At 73.2% G+C, this 26,941-nt stretch carries 26 protein-coding genes; 10 read left to right on the top strand and 16 right to left on the bottom strand.

Features of this window, described 5'->3' with window-relative positions; all coding sequences use genetic code 11:
• Positions 1-539 precede the first annotated feature (539 nt).
• On the top strand, positions 540-2,024 hold the full coding sequence (locus ACH4F6_RS00200) for a protein kinase (protein WP_397957532.1): 1,485 nt from the start codon (positions 540-542) through the stop codon (positions 2,022-2,024).
• A gap of 445 nt (positions 2,025-2,469) precedes the next feature.
• Here the strand turns inward: ACH4F6_RS00200 and ACH4F6_RS00195 are convergent, their stop codons facing one another.
• Complete coding sequence (locus tag ACH4F6_RS00195) at positions 2,470-2,670, bottom strand: hypothetical protein (RefSeq protein WP_397957531.1); 201 nt, start codon at positions 2,668-2,670, stop codon at positions 2,470-2,472.
• 111 nt (positions 2,671-2,781) lie between these two features.
• Between ACH4F6_RS00195 and ACH4F6_RS00190 the strand changes: the two genes are divergently transcribed.
• Both ACH4F6_RS00190 and ACH4F6_RS00185 read left to right on the top strand, forming a co-directional pair.
• Complete coding sequence (locus ACH4F6_RS00190) at positions 2,782-5,436, top strand: tetratricopeptide repeat protein (RefSeq protein WP_397957530.1); 2,655 nt, start codon at positions 2,782-2,784, stop codon at positions 5,434-5,436.
• A gap of 578 nt (positions 5,437-6,014) precedes the next feature.
• Positions 6,015-6,374, top strand: coding sequence for an STAS domain-containing protein (locus ACH4F6_RS00185; RefSeq protein ID WP_397957529.1), 360 nt, complete (start codon positions 6,015-6,017; stop codon positions 6,372-6,374).
• A gap of 450 nt (positions 6,375-6,824) precedes the next feature.
• Here ACH4F6_RS00185 and ACH4F6_RS00180 read toward each other — a convergent pair whose 3' ends face one another.
• Entirely contained in the window at positions 6,825-7,775 is a 951-nt protein-coding gene (locus ACH4F6_RS00180) for a LysR family transcriptional regulator (RefSeq protein WP_397957528.1), read from the bottom strand.
• A gap of 108 nt (positions 7,776-7,883) precedes the next feature.
• On the opposite strand from ACH4F6_RS00180, the gene ACH4F6_RS00175 reads away from it, so the two are divergent.
• Both ACH4F6_RS00175 and ACH4F6_RS00170 read left to right on the top strand, forming a co-directional pair.
• Positions 7,884-9,083 carry a cysteine desulfurase-like protein gene (locus ACH4F6_RS00175; RefSeq protein WP_397957527.1) on the top strand — a complete coding sequence of 400 codons (1,200 nt, stop codon included), beginning with the start codon at positions 7,884-7,886 and terminating at the stop codon, positions 9,081-9,083.
• 659 nt (positions 9,084-9,742) lie between these two features.
• Positions 9,743-10,309, top strand: a complete 567-nt coding sequence (locus tag ACH4F6_RS00170; protein ID WP_397957526.1) for a dihydrofolate reductase family protein — start codon at positions 9,743-9,745, stop codon at positions 10,307-10,309.
• Positions 10,310-10,678: 369 nt separating this feature from the next.
• Here ACH4F6_RS00170 and ACH4F6_RS00165 read toward each other — a convergent pair whose 3' ends face one another.
• The 3 genes from ACH4F6_RS00165 to ACH4F6_RS00155 are packed head-to-tail and all read right to left on the bottom strand — an operon-like array spanning position 10,679 to position 12,409.
• On the bottom strand, positions 10,679-11,257 hold the full coding sequence (locus ACH4F6_RS00165) for a GNAT family N-acetyltransferase (RefSeq protein WP_397957525.1): 579 nt from the start codon (positions 11,255-11,257) through the stop codon (positions 10,679-10,681).
• A 46-nt stretch (positions 11,258-11,303) separates the two neighbouring features.
• Entirely contained in the window at positions 11,304-11,549 is a 246-nt protein-coding gene (locus ACH4F6_RS00160; protein WP_397957524.1) for a hypothetical protein, read from the bottom strand.
• Entirely contained in the window at positions 11,546-12,409 is an 864-nt protein-coding gene (locus tag ACH4F6_RS00155) for a LysR family transcriptional regulator (protein ID WP_397957523.1), read from the bottom strand. Before ACH4F6_RS00155 ends, ACH4F6_RS00160 begins: the two co-directional genes overlap by 4 nt.
• A gap of 105 nt (positions 12,410-12,514) precedes the next feature.
• Between ACH4F6_RS00155 and ACH4F6_RS00150 the strand changes: the two genes are divergently transcribed.
• Positions 12,515-13,387 (top strand): aldo/keto reductase family oxidoreductase, encoded by an 873-nt coding sequence (locus ACH4F6_RS00150; RefSeq protein ID WP_397958186.1) that lies wholly within the window; start codon positions 12,515-12,517, stop codon positions 13,385-13,387.
• A gap of 413 nt (positions 13,388-13,800) precedes the next feature.
• On the opposite strand, the gene kynU is transcribed toward ACH4F6_RS00150, so the two are convergent.
• From kynU to paaA, 9 genes are all read right to left on the bottom strand, one after another.
• Positions 13,801-15,072: a kynureninase gene (gene kynU / locus ACH4F6_RS00145; RefSeq protein ID WP_397957522.1), complete on the bottom strand. Its 1,272-nt coding sequence runs from the start codon at positions 15,070-15,072 to the stop codon at positions 13,801-13,803.
• Positions 15,069-15,917 carry an alpha/beta hydrolase family protein gene (locus tag ACH4F6_RS00140; RefSeq protein ID WP_397957521.1) on the bottom strand — a complete coding sequence of 283 codons (849 nt, stop codon included), beginning with the start codon at positions 15,915-15,917 and terminating at the stop codon, positions 15,069-15,071. Before ACH4F6_RS00140 ends, kynU begins: the two co-directional genes overlap by 4 nt.
• Complete coding sequence (locus ACH4F6_RS00135; RefSeq protein ID WP_397957520.1) at positions 15,907-16,755, bottom strand: tryptophan 2,3-dioxygenase; 849 nt, start codon at positions 16,753-16,755, stop codon at positions 15,907-15,909. The genes ACH4F6_RS00140 and ACH4F6_RS00135 overlap by 11 nt, the downstream gene beginning before the upstream one ends.
• Before the next feature lie 115 nt (positions 16,756-16,870).
• On the bottom strand, positions 16,871-17,647 hold the full coding sequence (locus ACH4F6_RS00130) for an SDR family oxidoreductase (RefSeq protein WP_397957519.1): 777 nt from the start codon (positions 17,645-17,647) through the stop codon (positions 16,871-16,873).
• Positions 17,648-17,692: 45 nt separating this feature from the next.
• Positions 17,693-18,871, bottom strand: a complete 1,179-nt coding sequence (locus ACH4F6_RS00125; protein ID WP_397957518.1) for a 2Fe-2S iron-sulfur cluster-binding protein — start codon at positions 18,869-18,871, stop codon at positions 17,693-17,695.
• 8 nt (positions 18,872-18,879) lie between these two features.
• Positions 18,880-19,392 (bottom strand): 1,2-phenylacetyl-CoA epoxidase subunit PaaD, encoded by a 513-nt coding sequence (paaD, locus tag ACH4F6_RS00120; RefSeq protein ID WP_397957517.1) that lies wholly within the window; start codon positions 19,390-19,392, stop codon positions 18,880-18,882.
• On the bottom strand, positions 19,389-20,123 hold the full coding sequence (gene paaC, locus ACH4F6_RS00115; protein WP_397958185.1) for a 1,2-phenylacetyl-CoA epoxidase subunit PaaC: 735 nt from the start codon (positions 20,121-20,123) through the stop codon (positions 19,389-19,391). Before paaC ends, paaD begins: the two co-directional genes overlap by 4 nt.
• Positions 20,124-20,247: 124 nt before the next feature.
• On the bottom strand, positions 20,248-20,574 hold the full coding sequence (gene paaB / locus ACH4F6_RS00110; RefSeq protein WP_397957516.1) for a 1,2-phenylacetyl-CoA epoxidase subunit PaaB: 327 nt from the start codon (positions 20,572-20,574) through the stop codon (positions 20,248-20,250).
• Positions 20,571-21,635, bottom strand: coding sequence for a 1,2-phenylacetyl-CoA epoxidase subunit PaaA (gene paaA, locus ACH4F6_RS00105; protein WP_397957515.1), 1,065 nt, complete (start codon positions 21,633-21,635; stop codon positions 20,571-20,573). Before paaA ends, paaB begins: the two co-directional genes overlap by 4 nt.
• Before the next feature lie 335 nt (positions 21,636-21,970).
• On the opposite strand from paaA, the gene ACH4F6_RS00100 reads away from it, so the two are divergent.
• The 3 genes from ACH4F6_RS00100 to ACH4F6_RS00090 are packed head-to-tail and all read left to right on the top strand — an operon-like array spanning position 21,971 to position 24,527.
• Complete coding sequence (locus tag ACH4F6_RS00100; protein WP_397957514.1) at positions 21,971-22,219, top strand: acyl carrier protein; 249 nt, start codon at positions 21,971-21,973, stop codon at positions 22,217-22,219.
• Complete coding sequence (locus ACH4F6_RS00095) at positions 22,219-23,703, top strand: class I adenylate-forming enzyme family protein (protein ID WP_397957513.1); 1,485 nt, start codon at positions 22,219-22,221, stop codon at positions 23,701-23,703. Before ACH4F6_RS00100 ends, ACH4F6_RS00095 begins: the two co-directional genes overlap by 1 nt.
• 2 nt (positions 23,704-23,705) lie before the next feature.
• Complete coding sequence (locus tag ACH4F6_RS00090; RefSeq protein WP_397957512.1) at positions 23,706-24,527, top strand: enterobactin synthetase; 822 nt, start codon at positions 23,706-23,708, stop codon at positions 24,525-24,527.
• On the opposite strand, the gene ACH4F6_RS00085 is transcribed toward ACH4F6_RS00090, so the two are convergent.
• Positions 24,461-25,126, bottom strand: coding sequence for an MBL fold metallo-hydrolase (locus tag ACH4F6_RS00085; RefSeq protein WP_397957511.1), 666 nt, complete (start codon positions 25,124-25,126; stop codon positions 24,461-24,463). The two genes, ACH4F6_RS00090 and ACH4F6_RS00085, sit on opposite strands and share 67 nt — an antisense overlap.
• Positions 25,127-25,210: 84 nt before the next feature.
• On the opposite strand from ACH4F6_RS00085, the gene ACH4F6_RS00080 reads away from it, so the two are divergent.
• The gene (locus ACH4F6_RS00080) at positions 25,211-25,633 is read left to right on the top strand and encodes a MarR family winged helix-turn-helix transcriptional regulator (RefSeq protein WP_397957510.1); all 423 of its coding nucleotides are present in this window, start codon (positions 25,211-25,213) and stop codon (positions 25,631-25,633) included.
• Between the two features lie 63 nt (positions 25,634-25,696).
• Here ACH4F6_RS00080 and ccrA read toward each other — a convergent pair whose 3' ends face one another.
• On the bottom strand, positions 25,697-26,932 hold the full coding sequence (gene ccrA, locus ACH4F6_RS00075; RefSeq protein WP_397957509.1) for a crotonyl-CoA carboxylase/reductase: 1,236 nt from the start codon (positions 26,930-26,932) through the stop codon (positions 25,697-25,699).
• Between the last annotated feature and the right edge of the window lie 9 nt (positions 26,933-26,941).

Genomic DNA, 26,941 nt, shown 5'->3' with positions numbered 1-26,941 from the left:
GTCCGGCGGGATGGCTCCGGTGACGTCCGATCCGGGTTACCCGCCTGTCCCGGCGCCGGCCGGGGCCATCGTCCGGTCGAGTCGCGAGCGGGGGCGGACCTTGCGACAGGTGCGGTGAAGGGCCGGACCGCAAGCCCACCACGCCCCGACGCGCCGTCAGACGCTGACACCCCACAACGTGACAGCGCCGTCCGAAGCGGCTGCGGGCCGCATCGGCGCTGATGCCCAGCCCCGCGTCCTGCTGGAAGAGTCCGGCCGCCTCCCTCCGTGACTTCCCGCGGAAAACTCGCCGTTCGCCTGCCGTGGCGCGTCGCACGTGGCGTGCTGCGTGTGGCGTGTGGCGGCGAGGCGTGAAGCTGATTGCCCCGCGGTAGGCCCGCCCCCGAAGAGTCGGACAGGCGTCTGAAGATACCGATATGACGGAAAATCCCTGAATCGTGACTCTGCGGATAGCCCTGTCTCTCAGGGGTACATGTGTCCGGCGTCCCGTCGGCAACGAGCGCCTGCACGGACCCTTCTTCGAAGCAGTGGGAGATGGAATGAGGCTCCGCGAGTCGGCTCTGGCACTGGCCACCCGGCACTCCGCCGAAGTACTGGCCGGGCGATACCGCCTGGACGCGCTCATCGGCTCGGGCGGTGCCGCCGACGTCCACCGCGGCTTCGACCTGCGTCTGCGACGACCGGTAGCGGTCAAGGTCTTCCGGCCCGGCGCCGACATCGACATGGAGGAACGTTTCCAGAGCGAAGCGGTCATTCTGGCCCGGCTGCAGCACCCCGGGCTGGTCACCGCCTACGACGCCGGACGGCACAACGGCCGCGCCTACCTGGTCATGCAGCTGATCGAAGGCCCCACGCTGAAAGTCCGCATCACCGAAGGTCCCCTGTCCCCCGAAGAGACCGCCGCAGTCGGCGCCGACCTTGCCCAGGCCCTGGCCCACGCGCACGAAGCGGAGATCGTCCACCGTGACGTGAAGCCGTCCAACGTCATCCTGGACGCATCCGGCCATCCCCACCTGACCGACTTCGGTATCTCCCGGCTGCTCGACGCCACCACCCATACCGCCACCGGCACGCTCATCGGCACCGCCGCGTACCTGTCGCCCGAGCAGGTGCTCGGCCGGTCCGTCGGCCGACCCGCCGACATCTACGCCCTCGGTCTCGTACTCCTCGAGTGCCTCACCGGCAGGCTCGAATACGACGGCGGCCCCCTCGAGGCCGCGATCGCACGACTCCACCGCCAGCCCGTACTGCCCGACTCCCTGCCGAAGGACTTCGCGGCCCTGCTGCGGAGCATGACCGCCCTGGACGAGCGGGACCGCCCGTCGGCACGCGAGTGCGCCCGGATGCTGACCGCCCTGGCCGGCACGGCGGACTCCGTGTCCCTCCCCTCCGTGACCCCGGCCACGAGCGGCGTGCCGGGTCGGGAACCGGTGCGGGACACCGAGCCCACGCACCTGAACCCGTTGCCCGCCGTCAGGGCGACTCGGCCGAAAGCCGCAGCCCCGCGGCGCCGCGCCCTGGTCGCCGGTGGAACCGCCGCGCTCGCTGCCGTCCTGACCACTGCCCTCGCCGTCTCCGACGGCCCTTCCCGCCAAGGAAGCGGCGAGAAAGCGACACGGGCCGTCAGTAGCCCCTCCGCGTCGGCCGATCCGTCGGACATCGCTGCCAAAAGGAATGACGCGACCCCCGTGGCTCCGTCGTCATCCGTCTCCGACACCCTGGCCGAACCGCCCCGTGACGCCACCCCGGGGCGAAGCCCCCGCTCCGCCCCGGCTGACCCGAGCCGGGATCCAGCCACCGATGCAGCCGCACACGGCACCGCCGCCCCCACGCCCCACGCCGACTCGGACGGCACTCCGGGCGGCTTGACCGCGGCCCCCTCCGATCCGGGCGAGGAGACCGGGGCAAAGGCCCCCAGCGAACAGCCCGGCAAGCCCGAAAAAGCTGAGAAAAACCAGAAAAAGGCGCAGAAGGAAGAGAGGAAGGCGCGGAAGGGCAAGGAGGAGACGGCCGAAGCGGACTGAGATCCGGGCCACCGAGGCGGAGGCCCGGCGAGCCAGGCCGCCCCCCGGGGGCCTCCGCCTCCTGGTGTTCCCGGCCGGGCGCGCGGTGCGTGGGTGAACGGCACCTTCGGATCGCCTTGTCCGCGTGCGTGGTGGACGACGGCCTCAAGACCGCACCGGCAGTGCCCCTGTCCAGGGCTACGGTGGACTTTCGGTTGTGACGTGCGGGGTTTGTGGCGCGCTGGAGGAAGTGACCCCGGGCGGGGTCGGACGGTGTGGTTCCGCCGGTCGCGGCCCCAGCCGCCTCCGTGGTCGCCCCGGCCGTCTCCAGGGCGCCGTCCGGCACCCGTCCCCGAGGAACCGAACCACCCCGCCACCAGGACGTATGCCCACCGAAAGAGGAACCCGGCACCGACGCCGCTCCGTGACGGCAGGAAATTCGTGACCGGCCCCGGCCGTGCCGCAGTCAGGTGTGCAGCGCTGCCAGGGCGCCGGTGAGGGCGGCTGCGAGGGTCAGGGTCCCGGCGAAGGCGAGGGCGGCGTGCTTGACGGCGGTGGGGTAGGCGGCTCCCTCCAGGCGCGCCAGCTTGGCCGCGGCAGCGGCGGCCAGCGACGCCACGATCACCACGAGCGCGGCTGCGAACAGAACGGCGGCGAGGTCGGACATGACCAGCTCCCTGGAGTGGATGGGTCGGTGACGTGACCCAAGGTCTCGGAAAATCCGTTCTGCGTGGTTCGGCCGGACCAGAATGAACACCGTTGAACACCGGGGGGAAGCATGCAGGAGGAGCGGGCCGAGCGCGCGCTGAGGGAGCTGCGCAACAGGCTCAACGACGCGGCGGCCGCCGCCCGGGAGACCCGAACGGCGCTTGCTCGTCGAGCGGAGATGAGCCGTACCACCGTGTACCACGCCCTCAGAAAAGGCGGGCCGGTTCCCACGGACACGACGGTCGCGGCCCTGGCACGGGCATGGGGCCTGGAACAAGCGGAGCGGCAGGAACTGCTGGATCTGCGGCGGATCGCCGCTGAGGAGGACCGCACCGACCGTCCGGGCGAGCCGGGGCGGGCAGAGGCGAACGCTCGGCGGGGGAGCGAACAGGCCGAGGTCGTGTGCCGAGTCCTGGGGCATGTTCCGTTCGAGGCCGACTGCTACGTGCAGCGGCCGGAACTGCGCGTACGTCTGCAGACCGCGGCCACGGGCGGGACCGCGGTGCTCAGCCATGTGATGACCGGCATGGGCGGGGTCGGCAAGACCCAACTGGCCGCCCACTACGCCCGCACGGCCCGCGACACCGGCCGGGTGGACCTGGTCCTGTGGGTGACGGCGGCTTCCCGCAGCGCAGTCGCGGACGCCTACGCCGGCGCGGCCTCCCGACTGCTGGACGTCGGCCGGGAGGATCCGCAGGCCGCGTCCACGTTCCTGAACTGGCTCAGCCTCGCCCCGGGAACGCGGGACGGCGGACCCCGGCCCGGCCTGCGATGGCTGGTCGTGCTGGACGACGTACCGTACACGAGCGAGGTCCAGGGGCTCTGGCCCCCGCACGTCCCGCACGGGCAGACGCTGGTCACCACCCGGTTCCGGGACGTCTCGCTGCTGCGGGCGGGCAGCCGGCTCGTCGAAGTCGAGCGGTTCACCCCCGAGGAAGCGGTCCTGTACCTGACCACCAAGCTCGCGGCCCTCGGCCGAGAGGACGACCCGGCGCAGATCGCACGCCTGGCGGAAGACCTCGGACGGCTGCCGCTCGCGCTGTCCCAGGCGGTCCCGTTCATGCACTCCCTGCACCTGGACTGCGCCGGCTACCGCGCGCGTCTGGCGAGCCAGGCGAACACCCTCGCCCGTGTGCTGCCGGCCGACATCGGACTTCCCGACGATCAGAGCAAGGCGGTGGCGGCGGCCTGGGACATGTCCATCGAGCGGGCCGACCGGCAGCCGCCCCGGGGCCTGGCGCGTCCGCTGCTCCACGTGCTGTCCCTGCTGGACCCCAACGGCATCCCCGCCCCGGTGCTCGCCTCCCCGCCCGTACGGGCCTACCCGGCCGCCCACCGCACCGCGTCGTCGAACTCGGGCACACCCGCGGGCCGGCCGGGCGACGAGGCCGACGACCTCTGCGACATCAGCGAAGTCCTGCGGAACCTGAACCAGTTCAGCCTCATCGACCGCGACCCGGACACGCCCCACCGGGCCGTTCGCATGCACCAGCTCATCCAGCGCGCGGTCCGCGAGCGGCTCACCCCCGAGGACAGACCCCACGTCGTCCGCGCGGCGGCCGACGCCCTGATGGCCGCCTGGCCCGACATCGAACGGGACACCGACCTCGCTGCCGCCCTGAGGGCCAACACCGCCGTCCTCGCCGGGCACGCGCAAGACGCGCTGTACCGGCCGGTCGCGCACCTCCTGCTCCACCGCAGTGGCACCAGCCTCGGCGCATCGGGCCAGGTCGGCGCTGCCCGTGACCACTACCAGCACCTCGCCGAGCAGGCCGGCACCCACCTCGGCGAACACCACCGCGACACCCTCTTTTTCCGCCAGCAGGCGGCGCGTTGGCAGGGAGAGGCGGGGGACCTGGACGGAGCCGCGGCCGCCCTGGCCGGTGTGCTGGCGGACCAGCGCGGACAGTTGGACGTCGACCACCCCGACCTGCTGGTCACCCGGAACAGCGTCGCGTACACCAAGGCCCTGGCGGGGGACCTGGCCGGAGCCGTGGTCGAATTCGCCGACCTGCTCGACGACATGCGGCGGGTGCGGGGCGACGATCACCGCGACACCCTCCTGCTGCGCAACAACCTCGCTCGCTTCCGGGGCGAGGCGGGGGACCACGTCACCGCAGTGGCCGAGTTGACCGAACTCCTCCAGGACCAGCGGCGGTTGCTGGGTGACGACGACCCCGAAACCCTCATGGCTCTCAACAACCTCGCCTACCAGCAAGCGATGATGGGGGACACGGCCGCAGCCACCACCGCGTTCGCCGAACTCATCGAGGTGCGGACACGGGTGCTGGGCGCCGACCACCCGGACACCCTCGACACCCGGAACAACGTCGCCCACCTGCAGGCGAAGTCAGGCGACGTGGCCGGGGCCACGGCCGCGTTCGCCCAACTGGTCGAGGACAGCCGCCGCCGACGGGGCGACGGCCATCCCGCTACCCTCAGGGCCCGCGGCCATCTCGCCCTGAGGTGGGGAGAGGCGGGCGACCCCGTCCGGGCCGTCACCGCCCTCGCGGACGTCGTGCGGGACTGTGTGCGGCGGCTGGGCCGACACCATCCCGACACCCTCAAGGCGTGGGGCTTCCTCGCCGAGTGGCGGGGCAGGGCGGGGGACACCGCAGGGTCGGCAGCGGCCTACGCCGACCTGCTGCCCCTCCAGACCCGGGTGCTGGGCGAACACCACCCTGACACGCAGAGAACCCGCCAGGCACTCGAAGACCTGAGCTGACGCGTGGCGCACTGCCGGTCAGCCGGCTCGAGGGCGCGGACGACTGCCGCCGCGACGGGACGTCGAGGAAGCGGACGACGGCGGATACGGCGATTGATCGTCTCGCTCGCCGGTTCGGGAGCGCCGGGAACCGGCCGTACGGGCGACCGAAGTGTCCGTCGGACACGAGCGACGCGGAGTGGGCCGTCGTACACGACGCGATGCCGGTCCCCGGCCGGCTGGAGGGCCGCGGCCGGGGACCGGGGTGCACTCCAGCCGGTCGCGCCGTCGGCCGGGGCCGCCGCGGCGTCGCGCCGCGCCGTCGCGCTCGGGCTCTGACGGCCTCTCCCCGCGCGGCGATGGCCTTGGTGGGCGCGCGCTTCACACAACGTTTCCCCGCGGGAGTCGCGGAGGGGGGAGGGAGTGTGCGACGGTGGGCAGACAACGAGACCGACCGGCACCCGCGGGTGCCGGCCTTTCGGGGAGCCGGGCGTTGCCCCCATCCCGGGCACCGGGCCCCCGCCATCGTCGTGGACCCCCTCTCCTCGGGGGTGCTTCGCCGTTGGGCTCATCAACCCCCGGAAGGGGGCGTGCCCAGCATGAACATCACCACCGCCATCGACGGCACCTCCGCACGCATCACACTGCGCGGGGACATCGACTTCGACACCCTGTCCCCGCTGCGCTCCGCCGTCGACGCCCTGCCGGCACACGTGACCGACCTGCTGTGGGACCTGAACCACACAGCCTTCATGGACGTCGCCGGCCTCCACCTCCTCTTCGCCCCCGCCCCCCTCGACGGACCGGACCGCCGGACGACCGTGACGGGCCTGCGCCGGCAGCCGCTGCGCCTGCTGCTCCTGGCCGCCGACGTACACCCCCACGCCGTCGACCTCACCCGCCTGCTCCCCGACACACCGCCCACCGACCTGCAGCAGGCGGCACCCGAGCAGCCTTGATCAGGACCGCTCGGACGCTCACGCGGCAGCCCCTTCGCGAAGTCCTGCGCCCACTCCACGCCCAGCTCCCGTGATGCGTCGAGCTGCCCCTGGGCGAGGGCTGCCGGACCATGCCGGAACACCTGCTGTGCCTTGCTCGGGCCCCCTTCGTCGCACGCACAACTTCCGGGGCGACGGCGTGCTCGCCCGAATCGCTCTCGTCGTCGAGCGGCGTCACCGTCGGGAACCGGCCGGGGCCTGAAGCCGCCGGCTCACCGGCTCCGGCCGTGTCACTTGCCTCAGCGAGGGCGCCACACGTGTTGCCGGCCGCCACCGTGCTGACACACGAGGGATGGCGTCGGTCCGGGCCTGAGGTGTGCCCGCGGCGCACCTGCCGGCGGCAGTACGTGAGGGCGCACGTGCCGGCCACGATCACACCGGCAGCACGGGCCACTTCGACGATCGGGCCGACTACGTGATCACCGGACTGGTCCCCTCCGACGATCGCGTGCTGTCCACGGCACCGGCCAGGAGCGTGACCAGCTCGTCGATGAGCGGGGAGCGGGCACCGGGTCTGCTGACGGCGAGGATCTCCCGGTGAAGCGGTGCGACGCCGGGCGGCAGGACCACTCCCTCGACTCCGGCGTCGTGTCCTGCTCCGAGGAGCGTGGCCGGGATCAGGCCGACCGCGAGGCCCGCCCGGATCATGGCAAGCATGCTGTGCAGGTCCTCGGTCTCCAGCGTCACCTGCGGCGCGATCCCGAGCTCTCCGGCCCAGCGGTGCAGCAGACGCCGGTCGGGGCTGTGGGCGTGGCCCGAGACCCATTCCCGTTCCAGGCATTCGGCCAGCTCCACCGGGCGTCGGCGCCCCGGCTCGGCACCCGTGACCAGGACCAGCGGTTCGCGCCCCAAAAGGGTGATCGTCAACGCGTCGGACGGAGCCGGCGGGTCCTCGGGCAGGTAGCGGTAGGCGACGAGCAGATCCAGGTCCCCCGACGTCACCCTCGGCACGCCCTCGTCCGTCTCCACGACGACGAGACGGATCCGGGGGCCTGGGCGGCGAGCCCTGAGCGTGGACAGGATCTGAGGGAGCAGGTAGGTCATGGCGCTGGGGTAGGTCCCGACGCGTAGTTCGGCGATCTCGTGATGCGCGATGCCGTGGGCGGCGTCCTGGAAGCGCGCGGTCGCGTCGAAGAGCGTCTCGGTCGCCCGGGCGAGGGAGCGGCCGGCCGCGGTGAGGATCAGCCGGCTGCCGGGGCGGCGGGTGATCAGTTCGACGCCCATGTCGCGTTCGAGCGCGGCGATGTGCTGGGAGACCGCGGAGGGCACGTAGCCGAGCTCGACCGCGGCCTCGGCCATCGAGCCCCGGCGTACGACGGCCAGGAAGGTGGCCAGGAGCTTCAGATCCGGCTGAGACTTCACGGTTGATGAACTTTCTCTTCGGGATCCATCGCTTTACGTGTCACGACGTCGACGCCACAGTAAAGGCACCGTGACGCCAGGCACTCCGCCCGACAGAAAGCCGAGACGATGGCCATCGACCTCACCGCCCTGCGGGCCCACTTCCCCTCCCTCGCCACCGGGCTCGCCTTCTTCGACGGTCCGGGCGGAACGCAGACCCCCCGCCCGGTCGCCGACGCCGTCACCGCGACGCTGACCGGCCCCCTGTCCAACCGGGGAACCGTCAGCCCGTCCGAGCTGAACGCCGAGCACGCCGTCGCGGACTTCCGCGCCGCCTACGCCGACCTGCTGAACGTGCCCGCGAACGGCGTCGTCCACGGACGCAGCGCCACCCAGCTCACCTACGACTTCTCCCGCCACCTGGCCAAGACCTGGAACGCGGGCGACGAGATCGTCCTCAGCCGTCTCGACCACGACGCCAACGTCCGCCCCTGGGTCCAGGCCGCCGAGCGCGTCGGCGTGACGGTCCGCTGGATCGAGATCGACCCGGAGACCACGGAGCTCGACCTCGACTCGTACGAGCACGCCCTGACGCCCCGGACCCGGCTGGTCGCGGTCACGGCGGCCTCCAACGTGCTGGGCACCAAGCCGCCCGTCCGCCGGATCGCCGACCGCGCCCATGATGTCGGCGCTCTGGTGTACGTGGACGGCGTCCACTACGCCGCGCACCACCTCGTGGACGTACCCGCCCTCGGGGCCGACGTGTTCGTCTGCTCGCCGTACAAGTTCCTCGGGCCGCACTGCGGGGTCCTCGCGGCGGCGCCCGAGTTCCTCGAAACCCTGCGCCCGGACAAGCTCGTGCCGTCCTCCGACACCGTGCCGGAGCGTTTCGAGTTCGGCACGCTGCCGTACGAGATCCTGGCGGGCGCCACCGCCGCCGTCGACTTCCTCGCCGAACTGGACCCGGGCACGGGGGCCTCGCGCAGGGAGCGCCTCACCCGCTCCCTGGTGTCCCTGCACGAGCACGAACTGAACCTGCGCGCACGGTTGCAGGAGGGTCTGGAGTCCCTGGGCGACGCCATCGACCTGTACTCGAAGGCCCCCGACCGCACACCGACCGTGCTGATGTCCATCGAAGGCCGCGACGCCCGCGAGGCCCAGGCACACCTGGCCGCGCGCGGCGTGGTGGCACCGGCCGGATCGTTCTACGCCCACGAACCCTTCACCGCGCTCAAGCTCGAGGACCCCGCCCTGCGTGCGGGCCTGGCCCCCTACAACACCAGCGACGACGTGGACCGCTTCCTCGACGGGCTCGCCGACTTCCTCTGAACTCGCCGGATCCGGCACCACACAGGGCTGCCCACCGGCGCAGCCGCTCGTGTTCCTGCGCCGCCGCGTCGATCGCGAGCACTGCCACCGCACGGGCAGCGCGGGCGGGAGTGCCACTGCCCTGCAGTACGCACTCGGCGGCGGCGCCGTCGGCCGGCGTGCTCAATGGCCCGGCCGGAACCGCCGGGTCCGCCGCACGCGGCGCCCGGCCGGCGCGCGCAACCGTGGAGTCCACGCTGACCGGCGACACGTCCGTCTTGCCCTGCCTCGCGGCCTCGGCGATCACCCCCTCGCGGAGGGTCGTGAACACGTCGGCCTTCCGCCAGTACCGGAACCGGTCGTACACCGTCTGCCACGGCCCGGACCGGCACGGGTCCGCAGCCCGATAGATGTGGGGTCTCGCCGCTCGTGACATGCCGATCTTGCGTGACCTGGGCGTTCTTGGCTGTCTCACGGCCTTGCCACCCATGATCAGTCCCACATCCGTGGCATTTCCTCGCGAGGGCGAGGGCGAGGTCAGGTGGCTTGCCCGTGTCGGCCGAGTACACCGCGCTGAGCCCCGAGCACGAGGACGGCCGGCGAGCCCGGATCGCGCACCGATGAGTTTCCCGCGCCGCGCTGGTCCATACGCCGGACACCCACGGACGGAAGGCTGGGCCATGCGGAAACTGATCTACGGCATGAATCTGACCCTGGACGGCTACATCGCCGCGGCCGGCGACGACATCGGCTGGAGCGGACCGCCGAGCCACGAGCTGTTCCAGTGGTGGCTCGACCACGAGCAGGCGAGTGCCCTGTCGCTGTACGGGCGCAAGCTGTGGGAGGCGATGAGCTCCTACTGGCCGACCGGCGACCAGCGGCCCGACGCCACCCCGGCGGAGATCGAGTTCGCGCGGAACTGGCGGGACACACCGAAGGTGGTGTTCTCCTCGACGATCGACAAGGTCGACTGGAACACCCGCCTGGTCACCGGCGACGCGATCGCCGAGATCAGCCGGCTCAAGGCCGAGGACGGCGGCCCGATGAACATCGGCGGCGCAACGCTCGCCGGGGCGGCCATGCGCGCCGGGCTGATCGACGAGTACGCGATCGTCGCCCATCCGGTCCTGGTGGGCGGCGGCACGCCGTTCTTCACCGCGCTGGACAGCTGGATGAACCTGAACCTGGTGGAGACGCGGACGTTTCCCGGCGGCGTGGTCCTGACCAGGTACGAGACGAGGCGCTGAGCAGCAGCACCCCACACGCTCCAGTCTCACGGTGATGTCGTGCACGCCATCGGCACGACAGCACCGTGAGGCTACGACATCAGCCGCGAGACCCTGCAACGGAGACCACGACACCGGACAGGCCCTCACTTGATCTTCAACGTCCGGTGTCGAACGGTGCCTCGAACTCGATCACTCGGTTCGGTGTCCGGCGGACGCGGAAGCGGCCTTCGTCCGAACACGTGCTCCCGCTCCACGGCCCCGCCGCACAGGTTGAAGATCGGGTCAGAGGCCGGTGTGCGACTCTTTGTCCGGCTCGCCGTTGTGTGGGGATGAGGCGCAGTGATCAGTTGGTGGGGTTGGCCGATACCGGGTGCCGAGCGACGGGACTCAGTGGGTGGGAGCCGGCTCGGACGACTGCTGCCACTCCCGCCTGAGCAAGCCGTGGACCCACGAGTCGGAGACGTCGCCGTTGACGACGCAGTCCTCCCGCAACGTCCCCTCACGCACGAAGCCGAGCTTCTCCAGCACGCGGGCGGAAGCCGCATTGCGCGTATCGACCTCGGCTTGGACGCGATTCAGGTCCAGCGTGTCGAACGCCCACCCCAGCAGAGCGCGCGCGGCCTCGGTCGCGTAGCCCTGGCCCCACGCTGCATTGTCGTAGCAGTAGCCGAGCGACGCGCTGCGGAAGTCCGGATTCCAACTGCTCAGGGTGCACCAGCCGATGAACGCCCCGTCGGAGACACGATCCACGGCCAACCGTGTCCCGGTACCCTCCTGCTCCATCCGCCGGCAAGCAGCGATGAACTTCTCGGCACGCGAGCGTTCGGTCCACGGTGGCGAGTCCCAGTAACGCAGGATGTGGGCGCTGCTCTGCAGTGCGAAGAGGTCGTTCGCATCCGCGTCCTCGAAGGCGCGCAGTCGAAGACGAGCGGTGCGCAACGAGGGGGTGGGCAGCGACGCCCTCATGTTCCCTCCCCGGTCGGTGGCGGACCGATCAGACATCCGACGCGGGTCACTCGCAACGGGTTTTCCCGGCGGGCCGGCAGACGTGTCCGCTCATCGGCGCGACCGAGCGCCCGGGGAGGGCGGCATCCGAGGCGATGCCTGTCGCGACCTTGTCGAGCAGGGCGGTGCCGAAGGCGTCGTCGTGGACGGATGCGGCGAGCACCGCCACCGCGATCACCGGGCCCAAGGCGTCGACGGCCAGTCCCCGCTCGCGGCCCGGGACCTTGGCCCACCAGTACCGGAGGCCGGTCACAGCCGTGTGGCTGTGCGGACCAGCCCCGCGAGGGCGAGGGAGCGACTGTGGGCGGGCCAGGCGATGTGGGTGACCACAGGGGGCGCATCGGTCAGGGGGACGGCGGTGTGCTCGGCCCACAGCCAGGCGCGGGCGGAGTCGGGGAAGACGGCCACGGTGCGTCCGAGTGCGATCAGTTGGGCCAGCTGCGTCTGGTCGTGGATCTCGGGACCCGGGCCGGGTGGGTAGGTGCCGTTGCGGGCCCAGCGGGCGAGCGGAAGACCGGGGATGTCGCTGACGTCGGCAAGCGACAGGGTGCTGTGCGCGGCGAGGGGGTGTCCGGCGGGCAGGACGGCGATCTGCCCTTCGGTCGTCAGTTCCTCGCTGTCGAACCCGGCGAGGGAGTTGAACGGTTTGTGCATGAGCGCCACGTCAGCGCGGCCGTCGCGCAGCATCTCTTCCTGCTCGCACGTGCCGCTCGGCAGGACCTCGATCTCGGCGGCGTCGGGCTCGGCCGCGTAGGCGTCGAGAAGCTTGTGCAACAGCTCGTGGAACGCGCCGGCCTTCACCGCCAGCACCAGGCGGTTGCGGGGGCCGCCCGGACGGTCGGCGCCACCGGCGCGGCGGGTGCGGCGGACGGCGGCGGTGGTCGCATCGAGGGCCGCACGGCCCTCGTGCAGCAGCATCTCTCCGGCGCCGGTCAGGGCGACGCCGCGGCGGTTGCGTTTCAGCAGCGAGACGCCGAGGCGCCGCTCGAGCTGCTGGATCGCCCGGGACAGCGGCGGCTGCGTCATGCCCAGGCGCTCGGCGGCACGACCGAAGTGCAGTTCCTCGGCGACGGCCAGGAAGTACCTCAGCTCGCGGGTCTCCAACATGTCCATGACCCCACCATACTTCGGTGATACCTCCTGGGTATGACAGGGCGCTGAGCCGGTATTGGATGCGACGCTTGCCCGCGAGCGACCATCGACGGCATGAGCGACACCATGAACACGCCCTCCCCGTCACTGCCCGGCGGCACCTGGACCCTGGGCGATCTGACCGTCACCCGCCTCGGTTACGGAGCCATGCAGCTCGCCGGTCCCGGGGTCATGGGCCCGCCCGGCGACCACGACGGCGCGCTCGCCGTCCTGCGTGAGGCCGCCGCCCTCGGGATCACCCACATCGACACCGCCGGCGCCTACGGACCACGCGTCACCAACCAGCTGATCCGTGAAGCGCTGCACCCGTATTCCGCCTCGTTGCGCATCGTCACGAAGGTCGGCGCGGTCCGCGATCAGCAGGGTGGATGGCCCCCTGCCAGGCGGCCCGAGGACCTGCGCCGCGCCGTCCACGAGAACCTCGAGGACCTCGGTCTCGACGCACTCGACGCGGTCAACCTCCGGCTCGGCGACGCCCGGGGTCCCCGGCCCGGTTCGCTCGCCGAGCCCTTCGAAACCCTCGTCGAACTCCAGCAGGAGGGCCTGATCCGGCACCTGGGAGTGAGCAACGCGACGGCGGAGCAGGTCGCCGAGGCACAGACGATCGCGCCGATCGTGTGCGTGCAGAACATGTACAACCTCGCCTACCGCCAGGACGACGAGCTGATCGACGACCTCGCCGCCAAGGGCATCGCCTACGTGCCGTTCTTCCCGCTCGGCGGCTTCACCCCGCTGCAGTCCGCGGCGCTTTCCGCCGTAGCCGCCCGGCTGGACGCGACGCCGATGTCGGTCGCCCTGGCCTGGCTGCTGCAGCGGTCACCGAACCTCCTGCTCATACCCGGCACGTCGTCGGTGGCGCACCTGCGCGAGAACGTCGCCGGCGCGGGACTCTCGCTCTCCGACGAGGACCTCGCCGAGCTGGACAAGATCGGCCGCTAGGACCTGCTCGGGGTGAACTCACCCGGTGAGGCCGAGCCGCGGCCCCGGAGCGGGGGGCCGCGGAACTCCATGCCGGCCAGGACGGCAGCGAACCGAGGCTGTCGGCCCCCTGGCGCCGGTGTGAGAACGAAGGACAACGGGCGGCAGCGGCCGCGGCGGGGTGGTACGGATGACGTTCATGGCGGCGGTGCTGCCGGCAGCCGCTGACCATGGGCGCACCGGTCCGCGTACAGCCGACATCGGGCAACTTCCCTGGGGGCAGAGGCGGACCAGAGGAAGATGCCCGCGAGGTGGAGTCCGGCCGGGCGGACGGTCGTGGTTTTCTCGTGACGGGTGGCGAGGCCTCGCCCGGATCCTTTGCCGGCCGGCCGTGACGCCCGGTCTCCCCTCCGGCGGGGGGGGGAGACCGGGCGTCACGTCACCGGACCCGACGTCCGAGGCGCCGGGTCGTAGGCGGACCCGGCCGCGATGTCGTGGAGGCGCTGCGCGGCGGTGAGCAGTTCCTGGTGGGTGGTGTAAAGGGCGTTGACGCCGAAGCGGAGCAGGTCGGGGGCGCGCATGTCGGCGATCACGCCGCGGTCGGCGAGCGCGCGGGTCAGCGCGCGGGCGTGAGGGTGGCGCAGCGAGACCTGACTGCCGCGGCGGTCGGGGTCGGCCGGGGTGACGGGAGTGAAGCCCGCAGGGGTGAGCAGTTCGTCGGCGCAGCGCAGGAAGAAGCCGGTCAGGGACAGGCTCTTGGCGCGGACCTCGGCCAGGTCCACGCCGTCGTAGGCGGTCAGGGCCGCTTCGAGGGCGAGCAGGGACAGGATCGGCGGAGTGCCGATGCGGGCCCGGGCGATGCCGGGGGCGGGTTCGTAGTCCCGGCGCAGGCCGAAGGGGTCGGCGTGTCCGTTCCAGCCGGGCAGCGGGGTGCGCAGCGCGGCGTGGTGGCGGCGTGCCACGTACAGGTAGGCGGGGGCGCCGGGGCCGCCGGAGAGGAACTTGTAGCCGCAGCCGACGGCGAGGTCGACGTCCAGGGCGTCGACCTCGACGGGCAGCGCTCCGGCCGCGTGGCACAGATCCCACAGGACGAGGGCTCCGGCACGGTGGGCGGCCCGCGTCAGCGCCCGCATGTCGTACAGCTCGCCGGTGCGGAAGTCGACGGGGGAGTAGCTGACGACGGCCACCCGGTCCCCCTCGGCCCGCAGGAAGCGGGGCAGGTCCGCCGGGGGCACCCGGCGCACGTCCAGGCCGCGGCGGGCGGCGACGGCGTCGGCCGCGTAGCGGTCGGTGGGGAAGTGGTCGGGGTCGGTGACGAGGAGGGTGCGGTCCGGGCGGAGCGCGGCGGCGGCGTCGAGCGCGGTGAACAGCTGCACGGTGGTGGAGTCGCCCGCCACCGTCTGGCCCGCCGCGGCCCCGATGAGCGCGCCGATGGTGTCGCCCACCCGCAGGGGCGCCTGCCACCAGCCGTTGTCGTTCCACGAGGTGATGAGGTCGGTGCCCCATTGCCGTGCGACGACGTCGGTGAGGACGGGCGGGACGGCGGCGGGCAGCGGGCCGAGCGAGTTGCCGTCGAGGTAGACGACGTCCGGGGGGAGCAGGAAGCGGTCGCGCAGGGGGGCGAGGGTGTCCTCGGCGTCGAGGCGGGCGGCGAGCTCGGCGAGGGAGGCGTGCGCCGCGGTGGGCGCCGTCGGTGCGGTGGTCATCGGCGTGCGGGCTCCTCGTCCGCTCGGTCGGGGTGCTGCGGGCGGAAGGCGGCCGCCATCTCCCGCAGGGTGTCGGCGACGGCGCGGGCCCCGGGCGCCCCCGGTTCGATGAGGGTGTAGTGGCCGGTGCCGGGAAGCACGACCGTCCTGAGGTCCCGGTGGACGGCCGCGTAGTCGGTGAACTGGCTGAGGGGGACCTCCTCGTCCACGGCGCCGTGCAGCAGCACGGTGGGCACACCGGTCGTGCCGGCGTCGCGCAGCAGGGTCAGCGGGTCGACTTCCGGCAGCCTCTCCTCGAAGTGCTCCTCACCGCCCAGGAGTTGCAGGGCGGCTCCGTTGCTGAGGCCGTCGCGGCGGGTGGCGGCCAGATCGGTGATGGGGGCGAGGGCGAGCACGCTCGTGGGCAGGGTGCGCGTGTGCCAGCGCGAGCCGGCCGGCAGCAGGCCGCGGGCGGCGCACCACAGGGCCAGGTGGCCGCCGGAGCAGTGGCCCGCCAGCACGTACGGCCGTCCCCGGGGGAGGGTGTCGACGATGCGGGCGACGTCGTCGAAGGTCTCGGGGTGGCCGCCCGCGCCGCCGGAGCGGCGGAAGCCGGGCAGCAGGACGTCGAAACCCTGCTCGGCGAGGTAGGCGGCGAAGGGGGTGAGGTGCATGCGGTCGTAGCGCCAGTAGCCGCCGTGCAGCAGGATCACCAGCGGGGCGTCGGAACCGCCGGCGGGCCAGGAGTCGTAGACCTGGTGGGGGTGGTCGCCGTAGCGGCCGTGGACCGGGGCGAGCACCGGCTTCAGGCTCAGCACCCGCTGCTCCTCCTCGGCGGCGAAGGCGGAGACGACCCTAGACGTCACCGCGCACCTCCCACAGCTCGGGGAAGACCGGGCGGGCGGCGCGCTTCTCCAGCCAGGCCAGCCCCGCGGAACCGGCGCTGCCGGGTTTGGCGCCCATGGCGCGCCGCACCACCAGGACGTGCTCGAACCGCCATCGGGTGACGAGTTCGGCGATGTCGGTGAGCAGTTCGCCCAGGGCGAGGTGCGGGTGGTGCTGCGGCCCTGCGTAGATCTGTCGCCACATGTCCACCACCGCGGGATCGGAGGTGTACGGGCCCGTCACGTCGCGCTCCCTCACCCGGAGCGGCACGTGCAGGCCCTGGCGGTGCAGGAACGCCAGCACCTCGTCGTACAGGGACGGTTCGCGGTAGGTCTCGGCGAGCGCCTCGTGGACGACCGGGTCGCCTCGGTGGGCGCGCAGCATGGCCGCGGACTTGTCGCCGACGAGGAACTCCATGTGCCGGTACATCGCCGACTGGAATCCCGACGCCTTGCCGAACGCCGCCCGGAACCCGTTGAACTGGGCGGGGGTCAGGGCGGCGATGGGCGCCCAGGCGCCGTTGAGGGCGGTCAGCGCGCGGCGGCTGCGGACGAGGGCGCTCATGGCCGCGTGCGGGTCGTCCTTGGCGAAGGCCACCCGTGCCGTGCGCCACTCGTGCACGATCAGGGTGAACCACAGCTCCATCACCTGGGTGGTGACGAGGAAGCCCATCTCGTCCGGTGCGTCGGTGAGGGGGTGCTGCAGGGTGTTGAGGACGGAGGCCTGCACGTAGCCGTCGTAGGGGCTGGCGCCGGGGAAGGGCCGGGTCAGGGAGTCGTCCGGGACCGGCTCGGCGAGGGCGGACGGGCGGTTGGTCATCGTGTCTCCTGGTGCTGCGGCCGCGGGGTCGGACGGCCGTGTGGTGCGTCGGGAGTGGGGGAGCGGGGCGGAGGGCCCGGGGCGTGCGTGGCGTGCGGCCGGGGGCCTCGGTGGGTCACACGCCGAGGTGGGCGCCTCCGGAGGCGTCGATCCACTGGCCGGTCACCCAGCGGGCGTCGTCGCCGGCGACGAAGGAGACCACGTCGGCGATGTCGCCCGGCCGGCCGAGCCGGCCGAAGGCGGAGGCCTCGGAGTACCTGCGGCGGATCTCCGGGATGCTCAGGGTGGGGTTGATCTCGGTCTCGGTGTAGCCGGGGGCGACGGCGTTGACGGTGATGCCCCGCGGTCCCAGTTCCTGGGCGAGCGTCAGGGTGAGGTGGTCGAGGGCGGCCTTGGTCATGGTGTAGGAGACGATCGCGGGGAACGCGATGCGGGTCGCGACGGAGGAGATGTTCACGATGCGGCCGCCGTCGCGCAGCCGGTCCAGGCCGCGCTGGATGATGAAGAACGGCGCCTTGGTGTTGATCGCGAACACCCGGTCGTAGTCGGCCTCGGTGACGTCGGTGATGCGGCGCGGGACGGTGATGCCCGCGTTGTTGACGAGGATGTCGAGTCCGGTCCCGGCGTCCTGGTCGGCCAGGGCCCGGTCGAAGGCGGACCAGAGGGTGTCGGCGTCGCCGGGGACGCCGAGTTCGGCGTGCACGGTGAAGGCGCGGCCGCCGTCGGCCTCGATCTCCTTGACCGTCCGCTCGGCGGCGGACAGGTCATGGCCGTAGTGCACGGCGACCAGGGCGCCGTCGTGGGCGAGACGGCGGCTGATGGCCCGGCCGATGCCCCGGCTGCCTCCGGTGACCAGGGCGGTCTTTCCCTCAAGACGGGCGGTGGTGCTCAACGTGCGTCTCCTTCGCTGCGTGCCGGCAGGGGGTGGGAGCGGGTGTCATGCGTCGAAGTCGAGGACGACCTCGGGGGTGCGCGGTCGGGCCCGGCACACGAGGGTGTAGCCCTGGGCGCGGTCGCGTTCGTCCAGGGCGTACTGCCGCTCCGCGTGGACCTGCCCGGACACGACCTTGGCGCGGCAGCTGCCGCAGACGCCCTCGCGGCAGGCGTAGGGGACGTCGGGGTGGGCGCGCAGCAGCGCGTCGAGGATGACGGTGTCCCCGGAGCCGACGGTGGCCGGCCGGCGCCGCCCGTCGAGCAGCGCCGTGACGCGGCTCGTCCCGGCGGGCGCCGCCCCGGCCGGGAACTCTCCCGCGGTGCGTGCCCGGTCGGCCCGCTCCGGGGCCGGTTCCGGGGTGCCGCCGGAGGTGAACAGCTCCCAGCGCACGAGGGCGGGATCGGCGCCGTGCTCGGCCAGGAACCGCCGGGCGGTGGCGACCAGCCCGGGTGGTCCGCACAGGGCGAAGGCGGTGTCCGGAGCGGGCCGGGCGTCGACGGCGGTGAGCAGGCGGGACAGCCGGCCCGCGTCGATGCGTCCGTCGAACGGTCCGTCACCGTTCGCCCGGTCCTCGCGGGTGAGGACGTACAGGACGGTGAACCGGTCGAGGAAGGCGTCCTTGAGCGTGGCCAGTTCGTCCGCGAGCAGGGCCTGCGCGGCGGTCGGGACGGAGTGGATCAGGGACACCCGGCAGGTGGTGTCCCGGCGCAGCGCCTCGGCGGCCATGGCGGCCAGCGGGGTGATGCCCGAGCCGCCCGCGATCAGGACGTGGTGGGCGCCGGGCAGGTCGGGCAGGGCGAAGTGGCCCGTGGGGGCGGACACTTCGAGTCGGTCGCCGGGCACGAGGCGGCTGACGGCATGGGCGCCGAAGCCGTCGGGCGTGCCGCGTCTGATCACCAGGCGCAGTGCGGTCGCATCGTGCGGGGGCGGGCAGACGGAGTAGCTGCGGCGCAGCTCCCCGCCGGCGCGGCGGTGGCGGACGACGACGTGGTGGCCCGGCCGGTGGGCGAAGACCTCGCGCAGGCCGGCGGGCACGTCCAAGGTGACGGCCACCGCGTCCGCGGTCAGGCGGCGCACCTCGGTGACGGTCAGCGGGTGCCAGCGGGTGCGGGGGTGGGGGCCGCGGAGTTGGCCGGCGGGCAGGTCCCGGGGGGCGGCCGGCGGGACGGCGGTGGTGTTCACGGTGTGCCTCACAGCGCGGTCAGGTGGGGGAAGGGCTCCTGGCACGCCGTGCACCACATCACCGACTGGCAGCGCGACGGACCGAAGGGGCTGTGCGGCCGGGTGGCGCGCGAGCCGCAGTGCGGGCAGGCCACGGCGCCCAGCTCCACGGGGACGGGGCCGCCGGCCGCCGTGGACACCGGCGGGGCGATGCCGTGCGCGGCGAGCTCGCGCAGGCCGTGCGGGCTGATGCGGTCGGTCGTCCAGGGAGGGGACAGCACCTGCCGCACCCGTCCGTCGGGGTGGCCGCACGCGGTCAGGACGTCCTGGACCGCGGCGGTGATCGCGGGCAGCGCCGGGCAGCCCAGGTAGGTGGGCGTGATCTCGACCTCCAGCGTCCCGTCGGGTCCCGGGCCGACCGAGCCCACCACGCCCAGGTCGCCGAGGCCGATCACCGGCAGCTCGGGGTCGGGCAGCGCCTCCACGCGCCTGCGCACCTCCGCCGCGTCGAGGGGGGCCGGGGCCGGTACGGTCGCGTTCACCAGGTCCCCCCGGGGAACTGCCGGTGCACCGACTGCAGTTCGGCGATCAGCGCGGTGAACTCCTCGGTGTGCAGGCCGGATCGGCCGCCGCGGGCCTGCCAGGTGGTTTTCGGCACGGTGAGTCCGGCGCCGGTGACGACACCGGCGACGCGCTGTTCCCACTCCCGGCGCAGGGGGGCGGGCGAGGGCAGGGTCCCGGCGGCCGCCAGGCGCCGGGTCGCGTCGTCCTCGTCGAACAGCTCGCCGACGTAGGGCCAGACGTGGTCCAGTGCTCGCTGCATGCGGCGGGTGCTCTCGGCCGTGCCGCCGCCCAGTTGCCGGGTCCAGCGGTCGGCGTGCAGCCGGTGGAAGGCGACCTCCTTGGCCGCCCGGGTGCCGAAGGCGGCGAGTTCGGGGTCCGGGCAGCCGGCCAGGGACGCGTAGCGCAGAACCGCGTAGTGGGTGAAGGCGAGCTGGCGGGCGACGGTCTGCGCGAAGTCGCCGTTGGGCAGTTCCGTCAGCAGGGTGTTGGTGAACTCGCGTTCGCCGCGGGTGAAGGCGAGGTCGTCCTCGGTGCGTCCGGTGCCGTCGAGTCGTCCCGCGCGGGTGAGCAGGGCGCGGGCGTGGCCGATCAGGTCCAGGGCGATGTTGGACAGCGCGAGGTCTTCCTCGATCGTCGGGGCGCGCGTGATCCACTGGCACAGCCGCTGTCCGAGGACGAGGGCGTCGTCGCCGAGGCGCAGCAGGCACAGGGCGAGGTCGGCGTCCGCACGAACGTCCCCGGCGCCCGCCGTGCCCCCGTACCTGCCCGCCGCGGGCGGGCCGCCGGGTGCGCTCAGGGCGGCGCGGTGGGCGGTCACGGTGCCTGCCCGGTCGTCACTGGTCGTGGTCACCGTCCGGCCCCTCCTCGTGCAGCGGCTCGTCGTTCAGCGGTGGGAAGTGGTCGGGGTACCGGTACGGTTTGTGGCGGGCGCCCGCGAAGTAGGGGTCGTGCTCGTCGGGGGAGGCGGCGTGCACGGCGTCCGAGCGCACCACCCACAGCGACAGCGGTTCGCCGCGGCGCGTGTACAGGTCCCGGGCGACCGCGAGCGCCGCGTCCGGGTCCGTGGCGCGCACGGATCCCGCGTGCTGGTGGGCCAGGCCGCGCCGGGCCCGCAGAAAGACCTCCCAGGACGCGGGTGCGCCCTCCGCGTCGTGTCTCATGCGTCCTCCTCCTGCGTCCGCGGGGCGGCCTGGTGCGGGCCGGCCGTCTCGTGGCCGGCCGGCGATCCGACGGCCGCCCCGCGTGCCGCGTACGCGGCGGCGGCCTCCCGTACCCAGGCGCCGTCCTCGTGGGCGGCCCTGCGGTGGGCGATCCGCCGGCGCGCCCAATGGGTGTCCTCGCCCAGCGCGTCGCGGTAGGTGTCCCAGTCGACGGGGGTGAAGTCGTAGTGGCCGCGCTCCTCGTTCCAGCGGACGGCCGGGTCGGGCAGGGTCAGGCCGAGGCGCTCGGCCTGCGGGACGCACTGGTCGACGAAGCGCTGGCGCAGCTCGTCGTTGGTGTGGCGCTTGATGCCCCAGGCCATCGCGCGGCGGGACACCGCGGCCCCCGGCGCGGCGGTCCGCGCGTCGGCCCCGCCCGCCTCGGTGTCGGGCGGGCCGAACATCAGCGCCACCGCCGGCAGCCACCAGCGGTTCACCGCGTCCTGCGCCATCGCCTTCTGCTCGGGCGTGCCCTCGCACAGGGCGCGCATCAGGTCGTAGCCCTGGCGCACGTGGAAGGCCTCCTCCTGGCAGACGCGGCGCATCGCGCGTGCGTACGGTCCGTAGGAGGTGCGGCACAGGGGGGCCTGGTTGATGACGGCGGCGCCGTCCGTCAGCCAGGCGATGGTTCCGGTGTCGGCCCAGGTCAGCGCGGGGTGGTTGAAGGTGGCCGACGCGCGCTGCTGCCCCTTGTGCAGGGCGTCGAGCAGGTCGGCGCGGTCCACGCCCAGGGTCTCGGCGGCGGAGTACAGGTACAGGCCGTGGCCCGCCTCGTCCTGGACCTTGGCGATGAGCACCGACTTGCGGTGCAGGGAGGGAGCCCTGGTCAGCCAGGCGCCCTCCGGCTGCATGCCGATGATCTCGGAGTGGGCGTGCTGGGCGATCTGGCGGATGAGCATGCGGCGGTAGCCGTCGGGCATCCAGTCGCGCGGTTCGATCGTCCCGCCGTCGGCGATCAGCGTGTCGAAGTGCGCGAGCAGCTCCTCCTGCCGGCTGCCGGCGGCGGTCGTCCGCGCGCTCACGCGGCACCGTCCGCCCGCGCGAGGTTCGCCGCGGCGGCAAGGCGTACGGGGTGCCTTCCCGTGGGGTCCCCCACCGGCTGCCTGGGCACGCGCATCTCTCCTCCGGTCGGTGCACGCCCGGGTCCCGCCTCAGCGGGCGGACCGGGCGGAGCGGGTGTCTTCGTCCTGTCAATGAGGGCGGGCGACGGCCCCGGCTATCCCGCCGTGCGACACGTGGGCGCGTGACAAAGCTCACGGGTCCGCCCGGGGAGTGCGACCGGACCCCGCTCGCCTCTTGAGGAGGTGACAGTCGGGAACCGCACGGCCGCCGGCACGCCGCGGCGAAAGGGGAAACCATGAGCACCATCAGGGAGTTGCTGGTCGAACTCACCGGCACCGGCGAGTACGCGAGCGAGGTCGGCGACGACGTCGACCTCGCCGCCAGCGGCATCGACTCCGGGGACCTGGTGCGCCTCGTGCTGCTCGTCGAGCAGCGCCTCGGGGTGGAGATCACCGCCGAGGACATGGAGCGGCTGCACACCATCGCCGACTACGAGCGGTTCGTGGCCGAGCGCTCCGTCGCCGGCGCCGCCGGCGGTGCGTGATGTGGCTGACGCAGCTGCTGGAGCGCAACCGGCAGTGCTGGCCGGACCGGACGGCGCTCGTGGACGAGCGACGCAGCGTCACCTGGGCGCAGTTGCACGACCGTACAATGGAACTGGCTCTGGGCCTGGCGGAGTCGGGTGTCCGGCGCGGTGACCGCGTCGCCGTCCTGTCCAAGGACCGCGTCGAGGTGCTGGAGAGCTACTTCGCGCTCGCCCGGCTCGGCGCGCTGTTCGTGCCGCTGAACCACAGCCTGGCCGAGCCGGAGGTCGCCGGCATCATCGAGCGCGTCGGCGCGGTGGCCGTGCTCGGCGAGTCCGAGCTGCTGGACCGCCATCCCCGGCTGCCGGAATCGGTCCGCACCAGGGTGGCGCTGGACGAGCCCGCCTTCGCGGCGCTGGGCACCCTGGCGCCCGAGCGGGAACTCCCCCGGGTGGCCGACAGCGACCCGATCGCCGTCCTGCACACCTCGGCGACCACCGGACAGGCCAAGGGCGTCACCGTCGACAGCGGGTCGTTCCGGGCGATCGCCCTGGGCTGGCTGGTCATGGCCCGGCCCACCGACGACATCGTGATGGTGAACTGCTGCCCGCTCTACCACGGCAGCATGGTCGTGTCGCTCACCTACCTGGCCGCCGGCGCCACCGTGGTGCTGATGCCCGGCTTCACCCCGCAGCGGGCGCTGACCGCGGTGGAACGCCATCGTGCCACGCACCTGTGGATGGTGCCGCAGATGCTGCGGTTCATGCTCCAGGCCAAGGCCGCGCAGCACACCGACTTCTCCTCCCTGCGGGAGATCCTCTACGGCGCGGCGCCGATGCCGCTGGACGTGTACGCCGAGGCGGTGCGGCGGCTGGGCTGTGGTTTCCGGCAGGTGTACGGCATGACCGAGGTCGGCGGTCCCTTCGTGACCCTCGGCCCCGACGAGCACCCCGCGCCGGGGGACGTCGCCGCCCGCATCCCGTGCGGACGGGTCGTGCCGGGCATGTCCGCCCGGGCCGTCGACCGGGGCGGCCGGGAGGTGCCGCGCGGCGAGATCGGCGAGATCGTGGTGCGCGGGCCGGGCGTCATGCAGGGCTACTGGAACGACCCGGAGGCCACCCGCGAGATCACCCTCGACGGCTGGATCCGCACCGGCGACCTCGGTTTCGTCGACGACGAGGGCCGCATCAGCCTCGTGGACCGCACGAAGGACGTCATCATCCGCGCGGGTCAGAACGTCTACCCCTCGGAGATCGAGCGCGCCCTGACGTCCCACCCGGCGGTGCACGACGCGGCGGTCGTCGGCATGCCCGACGAGGACTACGGCGAGGTGCCCCTGGCGTACGTCACGCCGGAGCCGGGCGCGGACCCGAGCGCGGCCGAGCTGCTGCAGCACGTCGCCCGGCTGCTCGCGCCCTACAAGCGCCCGCGGCGGGTGGAGTTCATCGACCAGGTGCCGCGCAACCCGGCCGGGAAGATCGTCAAGAAGCTGCTGCGGGTCTGACGGTGGACGGCGGTGCGGACGGCCCGGTCGAGCCCGCTGCGCATTCCCCCCTGTGCCCGCAAGGCGGTGACGGCGGGGCCCGGCCCCCTGATCGGCTCGCGCCGGACGGGGACGACACCGTCGGCGCGCTGCGGCGGCTCGGTCCGCTGCCGGCCGCCGCGGGGCTCGGCCTGGGCATCGCCCACGTCGGGGAGCCGCGGCTTCGACCGGCCGGTCCCGCGGAGGAGTCCGCCGTCGCGCCGATGCCGGCGCGCCGCCGCCTGGAGTTCCTGGCCGGGCGGCACGCGGCTCGGCGCGCGCTGCGCGCGGTGGGTCTGGAGTGCGGCGAGATTCCCCGCTCGGGCCGACTGCCCGTGTTTCCGCGCGGACGGGCGGCGTCCATCTCGCACAGTGCGGGCGTCGCCGTCGCCGTGGCCCGCGGGCCGGGCGAGGACGCCCCGCTCGGCTGCGATCTGGAGCTGCGGCCGCTGCCGTACGCCGCGGCACGGCTGGTGCTGGGCCCGGACGAGGAGCGGCTGCTCGGCACCGCCGCGGGGGCGCGGGGCGGGCCCTGGTCGCTGACGGGCCTGTTCTCCGCGAAGGAGGCCGCGTGGAAGGCCCTGTGCCTCGCGGCCGGTCAGACCGTGACCGCCCCGACGGGGACGCTGCGGGACCTGCGGGCCGAGCCGTGCGGCGACGCACTGTGCATCGCTCCGCGCACCGGTCCGGCGTGCGCGGTGCGGGTGAGGGTCCTGCCGGTCGGCGCGGGCGTGTTCAGTTACGCGCTGGGCTGGGCCGACGCCGCGGGAAGGTCGACCCCGGCGCCGACGGCGAGGCGGTCGTAGGGAGCGCCGGTGCCGGGGCCGCCCGCGCCGAGGAGGCCGCCGACCATGGCGAGGCCGGTGTCGTTGAGGGCGCCGTCGTGGACGGCGTAGACGTGGCGGGGCGCGACCTCGCGCACGTAGTCGATCAGCCGGCCCGTGCTGGACCAGGGGCCGTGCACCGGCAGCAGCAGGGTGTCCACGCGGACGTCCGGGACGGTCAGGGCGTCGCCGGGGTGGAAGAGGGCGCCGTCGACGAGGAAACCGATGTTGCCCACCCGCGGGATGTCGGGGTGGATGGTCTCGTGCCAGGCGCCGTGGACCTCGACGGTGAAGCCGGCGGCCTCGAACGCCTCGCCGTGGCCGACGGCCGTCACCCGGCCGCCCAGGCCCTCCAGCCGGCCGGCCACGGACGCGTTGGTCCAGATCCGCAGGGCGGGGTTCGCCTCGGCGGCCCGGCGCAGGTTCTCCTCGGAGAAGTGGTCGAAGTGCTCGTGGGTGACCAGGACCGCGTCGGTCCCGTCGAGCACCCGCGGGTCGGTCAGGCCGCCCGGGTCGACGACCAGGCGCCGGCCGTCCTTCTCGACGCCGACGCAGGCGTGGCCGTACTTGATGAGCCGCATGGCGGGCTCCTCCCGTGAACTGTGCAACCAAGTTGTACAACTGGACTGTACAATACGGTTGTGTGAGCTCGCTAGGATGAGCGCATGGACGACACCCTCGCCGAAGACCTGCGGCGCGCCGTCGGGGAACTGGTGCGCGCCGCACGGGCCGTCGACACCATGCCCGCGGGGGAGGCAGCCGTCCTCGGCCACCTCGATCGCGGCGGCCCCCACACGACCGCCGAACTCGCCCACCTGCGCGGCGTGACGCACCAGTCGGCCGCCAAGACCGTCAAGGACCTGCAGGGCGCCGGCCTGGTGCGCGCCGAACCGCACCCGTCCGACGGCCGCAAGCTGCTGCTGCACATCACCGACCGCGGGCGCGCCCGCCTGAGCGGCGAACGGGCTCGGCGCGCCGACTGGCTCAACGCGGCCATCGAGGACGCCCTCAGCGCGCGGGAGCAGGAGCACCTGCGCGCGTGCGTCCCCCTGATCGCCCGGCTGGCCGGCCGCTTGAGCGACCGCTGAGCCCTCGGGAACCGCAAGGCCCTTCGCCCGGGGCGTCGCCGCCGGGGGAAGGGCCTTCGCCGGTCAGGAGTCGGGGCGTGCGTTGACCAGTGCCGCCATGTTGCCCGCGGGGTGGCGGTTGTCGTGGATGAGCTGGTGGGCCAGGCCGATCTCGTCGAAGGCGAAGGTCCGGGACAGACACGGGTCGATGACGCCCTGCGCGATCAGCCGGGTCACCTCGCGCGCCTCACGGGCGCCGGCCACGTGGGAGCCCTGCAGCCGCTTCTGTCGCATCCACAGGAAGCGCAGGTCCACGTCGCCGTTGTAGCCGGTGGTGCCGCCGCACAGGACGACCATGCCGCCGTTGTCGCACAGGTACATCGACGTGGGGACGGTGTCGGCGCCGGAGTGCTCCAGCACGATGCGCGGGTTGCGGCGTTCGCCGAGCACCTCCCAGAACCGCCGGCCGAAGGCGCGGGCGCCGCTCAGCCAGCGGGCCGTGGCCGCCTCGTCGGAGGTGTCCGGCAACCGTCCCCAGTGGTCGAACTCGCGCCGGTCGATGAAGCCCTCGGCGCCGAGCTTGAGGCAGAACTCACCGCGCTCCTGGCTGGAGACGACCGCCACCGGGATCCCCCCGACGTGGCGGACGAGCTGGATGGCGATGCAGCCGAGCCCGCCCGCGCCGCCCCAGATCAGCACCGGGTCGCCCGGTCGCACGGTGTGCGGCTGCCAGCCGAAGAGCTGGCGGTAGGCGGTGGCGGCGGTCGCCATGTAGCAGGCGGCCTCCGCCCAGGACAGCCGGGCCGGCTTGGGATGGCACATGTAGTCGTCGACGACCGCGAACTGCGCGAAGGAACCGTAGTTCTCCTCGTAGCCCCACACGCGCTGGGTGGAGGAGAAGGCCGGGTCGGCGCCGAGGCGGACGTCCTCGGCGGACTCGTCCCAGCGGCTGGCCAGGACCACGACCTCGTCGCCGAGTCCGACGCCGCGTACGTCCTCGCCGACCGCCCACACGATCCCGGACAGGTCCGAGCCGCCGATGTGGAAGTCCTCGGTGGCGCCGGCCTTCTGCCGGGCGGTGATCACGTCGAGCGGCTCGCCCAGTGCCGCCCAGACGTTGTTGTAGTTGATGCCGGCCGCCATCACCTTGACCGCGACCTGGCCACGGCCCACGGGCGGGACGTCCACCACCTCGGTGCGGAAGGCGTCGACGGGCCGTCCGTAGCGCTCGCGGCGGATGAGCGAGGCGTACATCCGGCGGGGGACGGTGCCGATCTCGGGCGCGTCGCCGAGCTCGTAGAGGTCCTGGGTCGCGGTCACGCGGGGTCT

The organism is Streptomyces sp. NPDC017936 (assembly GCF_044328485.1).
Lineage (GTDB): Bacteria > Actinomycetota > Actinomycetes > Streptomycetales > Streptomycetaceae > Streptomyces.
Note: the sequence above shows the minus strand (reverse complement) of the source record. Positions and strands in the feature narration are given on the sequence as shown.

Coding starts and splice junctions, on each gene's coding strand:
- ACH4F6_RS00100 (WP_397957514.1), top strand. CDS start 21,971: ATGAGCACCATCAGGGAGTTGCTGGTCGAACTCACCGGCACCGGCGAG.
- ACH4F6_RS00170 (WP_397957526.1), top strand. CDS start 9,743: ATGCGGAAACTGATCTACGGCATGAATCTGACCCTGGACGGCTACATC.
- ACH4F6_RS00165 (WP_397957525.1), bottom strand. CDS start 11,257: ATGAGGGCGTCGCTGCCCACCCCCTCGTTGCGCACCGCTCGTCTTCGA.
- ACH4F6_RS00085 (WP_397957511.1), bottom strand. CDS start 25,126: ATGCGGCTCATCAAGTACGGCCACGCCTGCGTCGGCGTCGAGAAGGAC.
- ACH4F6_RS00150 (WP_397958186.1), top strand. CDS start 12,515: ATGAACACGCCCTCCCCGTCACTGCCCGGCGGCACCTGGACCCTGGGC.
- ACH4F6_RS00195 (WP_397957531.1), bottom strand. CDS start 2,670: ATGTCCGACCTCGCCGCCGTTCTGTTCGCAGCCGCGCTCGTGGTGATC.
- ACH4F6_RS00155 (WP_397957523.1), bottom strand. CDS start 12,409: ATGGACATGTTGGAGACCCGCGAGCTGAGGTACTTCCTGGCCGTCGCC.
- paaB (WP_397957516.1), bottom strand. CDS start 20,574: ATGAGACACGACGCGGAGGGCGCACCCGCGTCCTGGGAGGTCTTTCTG.
- ACH4F6_RS00185 (WP_397957529.1), top strand. CDS start 6,015: ATGAACATCACCACCGCCATCGACGGCACCTCCGCACGCATCACACTG.
- ACH4F6_RS00190 (WP_397957530.1), top strand. CDS start 2,782: ATGCAGGAGGAGCGGGCCGAGCGCGCGCTGAGGGAGCTGCGCAACAGG.
- kynU (WP_397957522.1), bottom strand. CDS start 15,072: ATGACCACCGCACCGACGGCGCCCACCGCGGCGCACGCCTCCCTCGCC.
- ACH4F6_RS00095 (WP_397957513.1), top strand. CDS start 22,219: ATGTGGCTGACGCAGCTGCTGGAGCGCAACCGGCAGTGCTGGCCGGAC.
- ACH4F6_RS00080 (WP_397957510.1), top strand. CDS start 25,211: ATGGACGACACCCTCGCCGAAGACCTGCGGCGCGCCGTCGGGGAACTG.
- ACH4F6_RS00200 (WP_397957532.1), top strand. CDS start 540: ATGAGGCTCCGCGAGTCGGCTCTGGCACTGGCCACCCGGCACTCCGCC.
- ACH4F6_RS00135 (WP_397957520.1), bottom strand. CDS start 16,755: ATGACCAACCGCCCGTCCGCCCTCGCCGAGCCGGTCCCGGACGACTCC.
- ACH4F6_RS00175 (WP_397957527.1), top strand. CDS start 7,884: ATGGCCATCGACCTCACCGCCCTGCGGGCCCACTTCCCCTCCCTCGCC.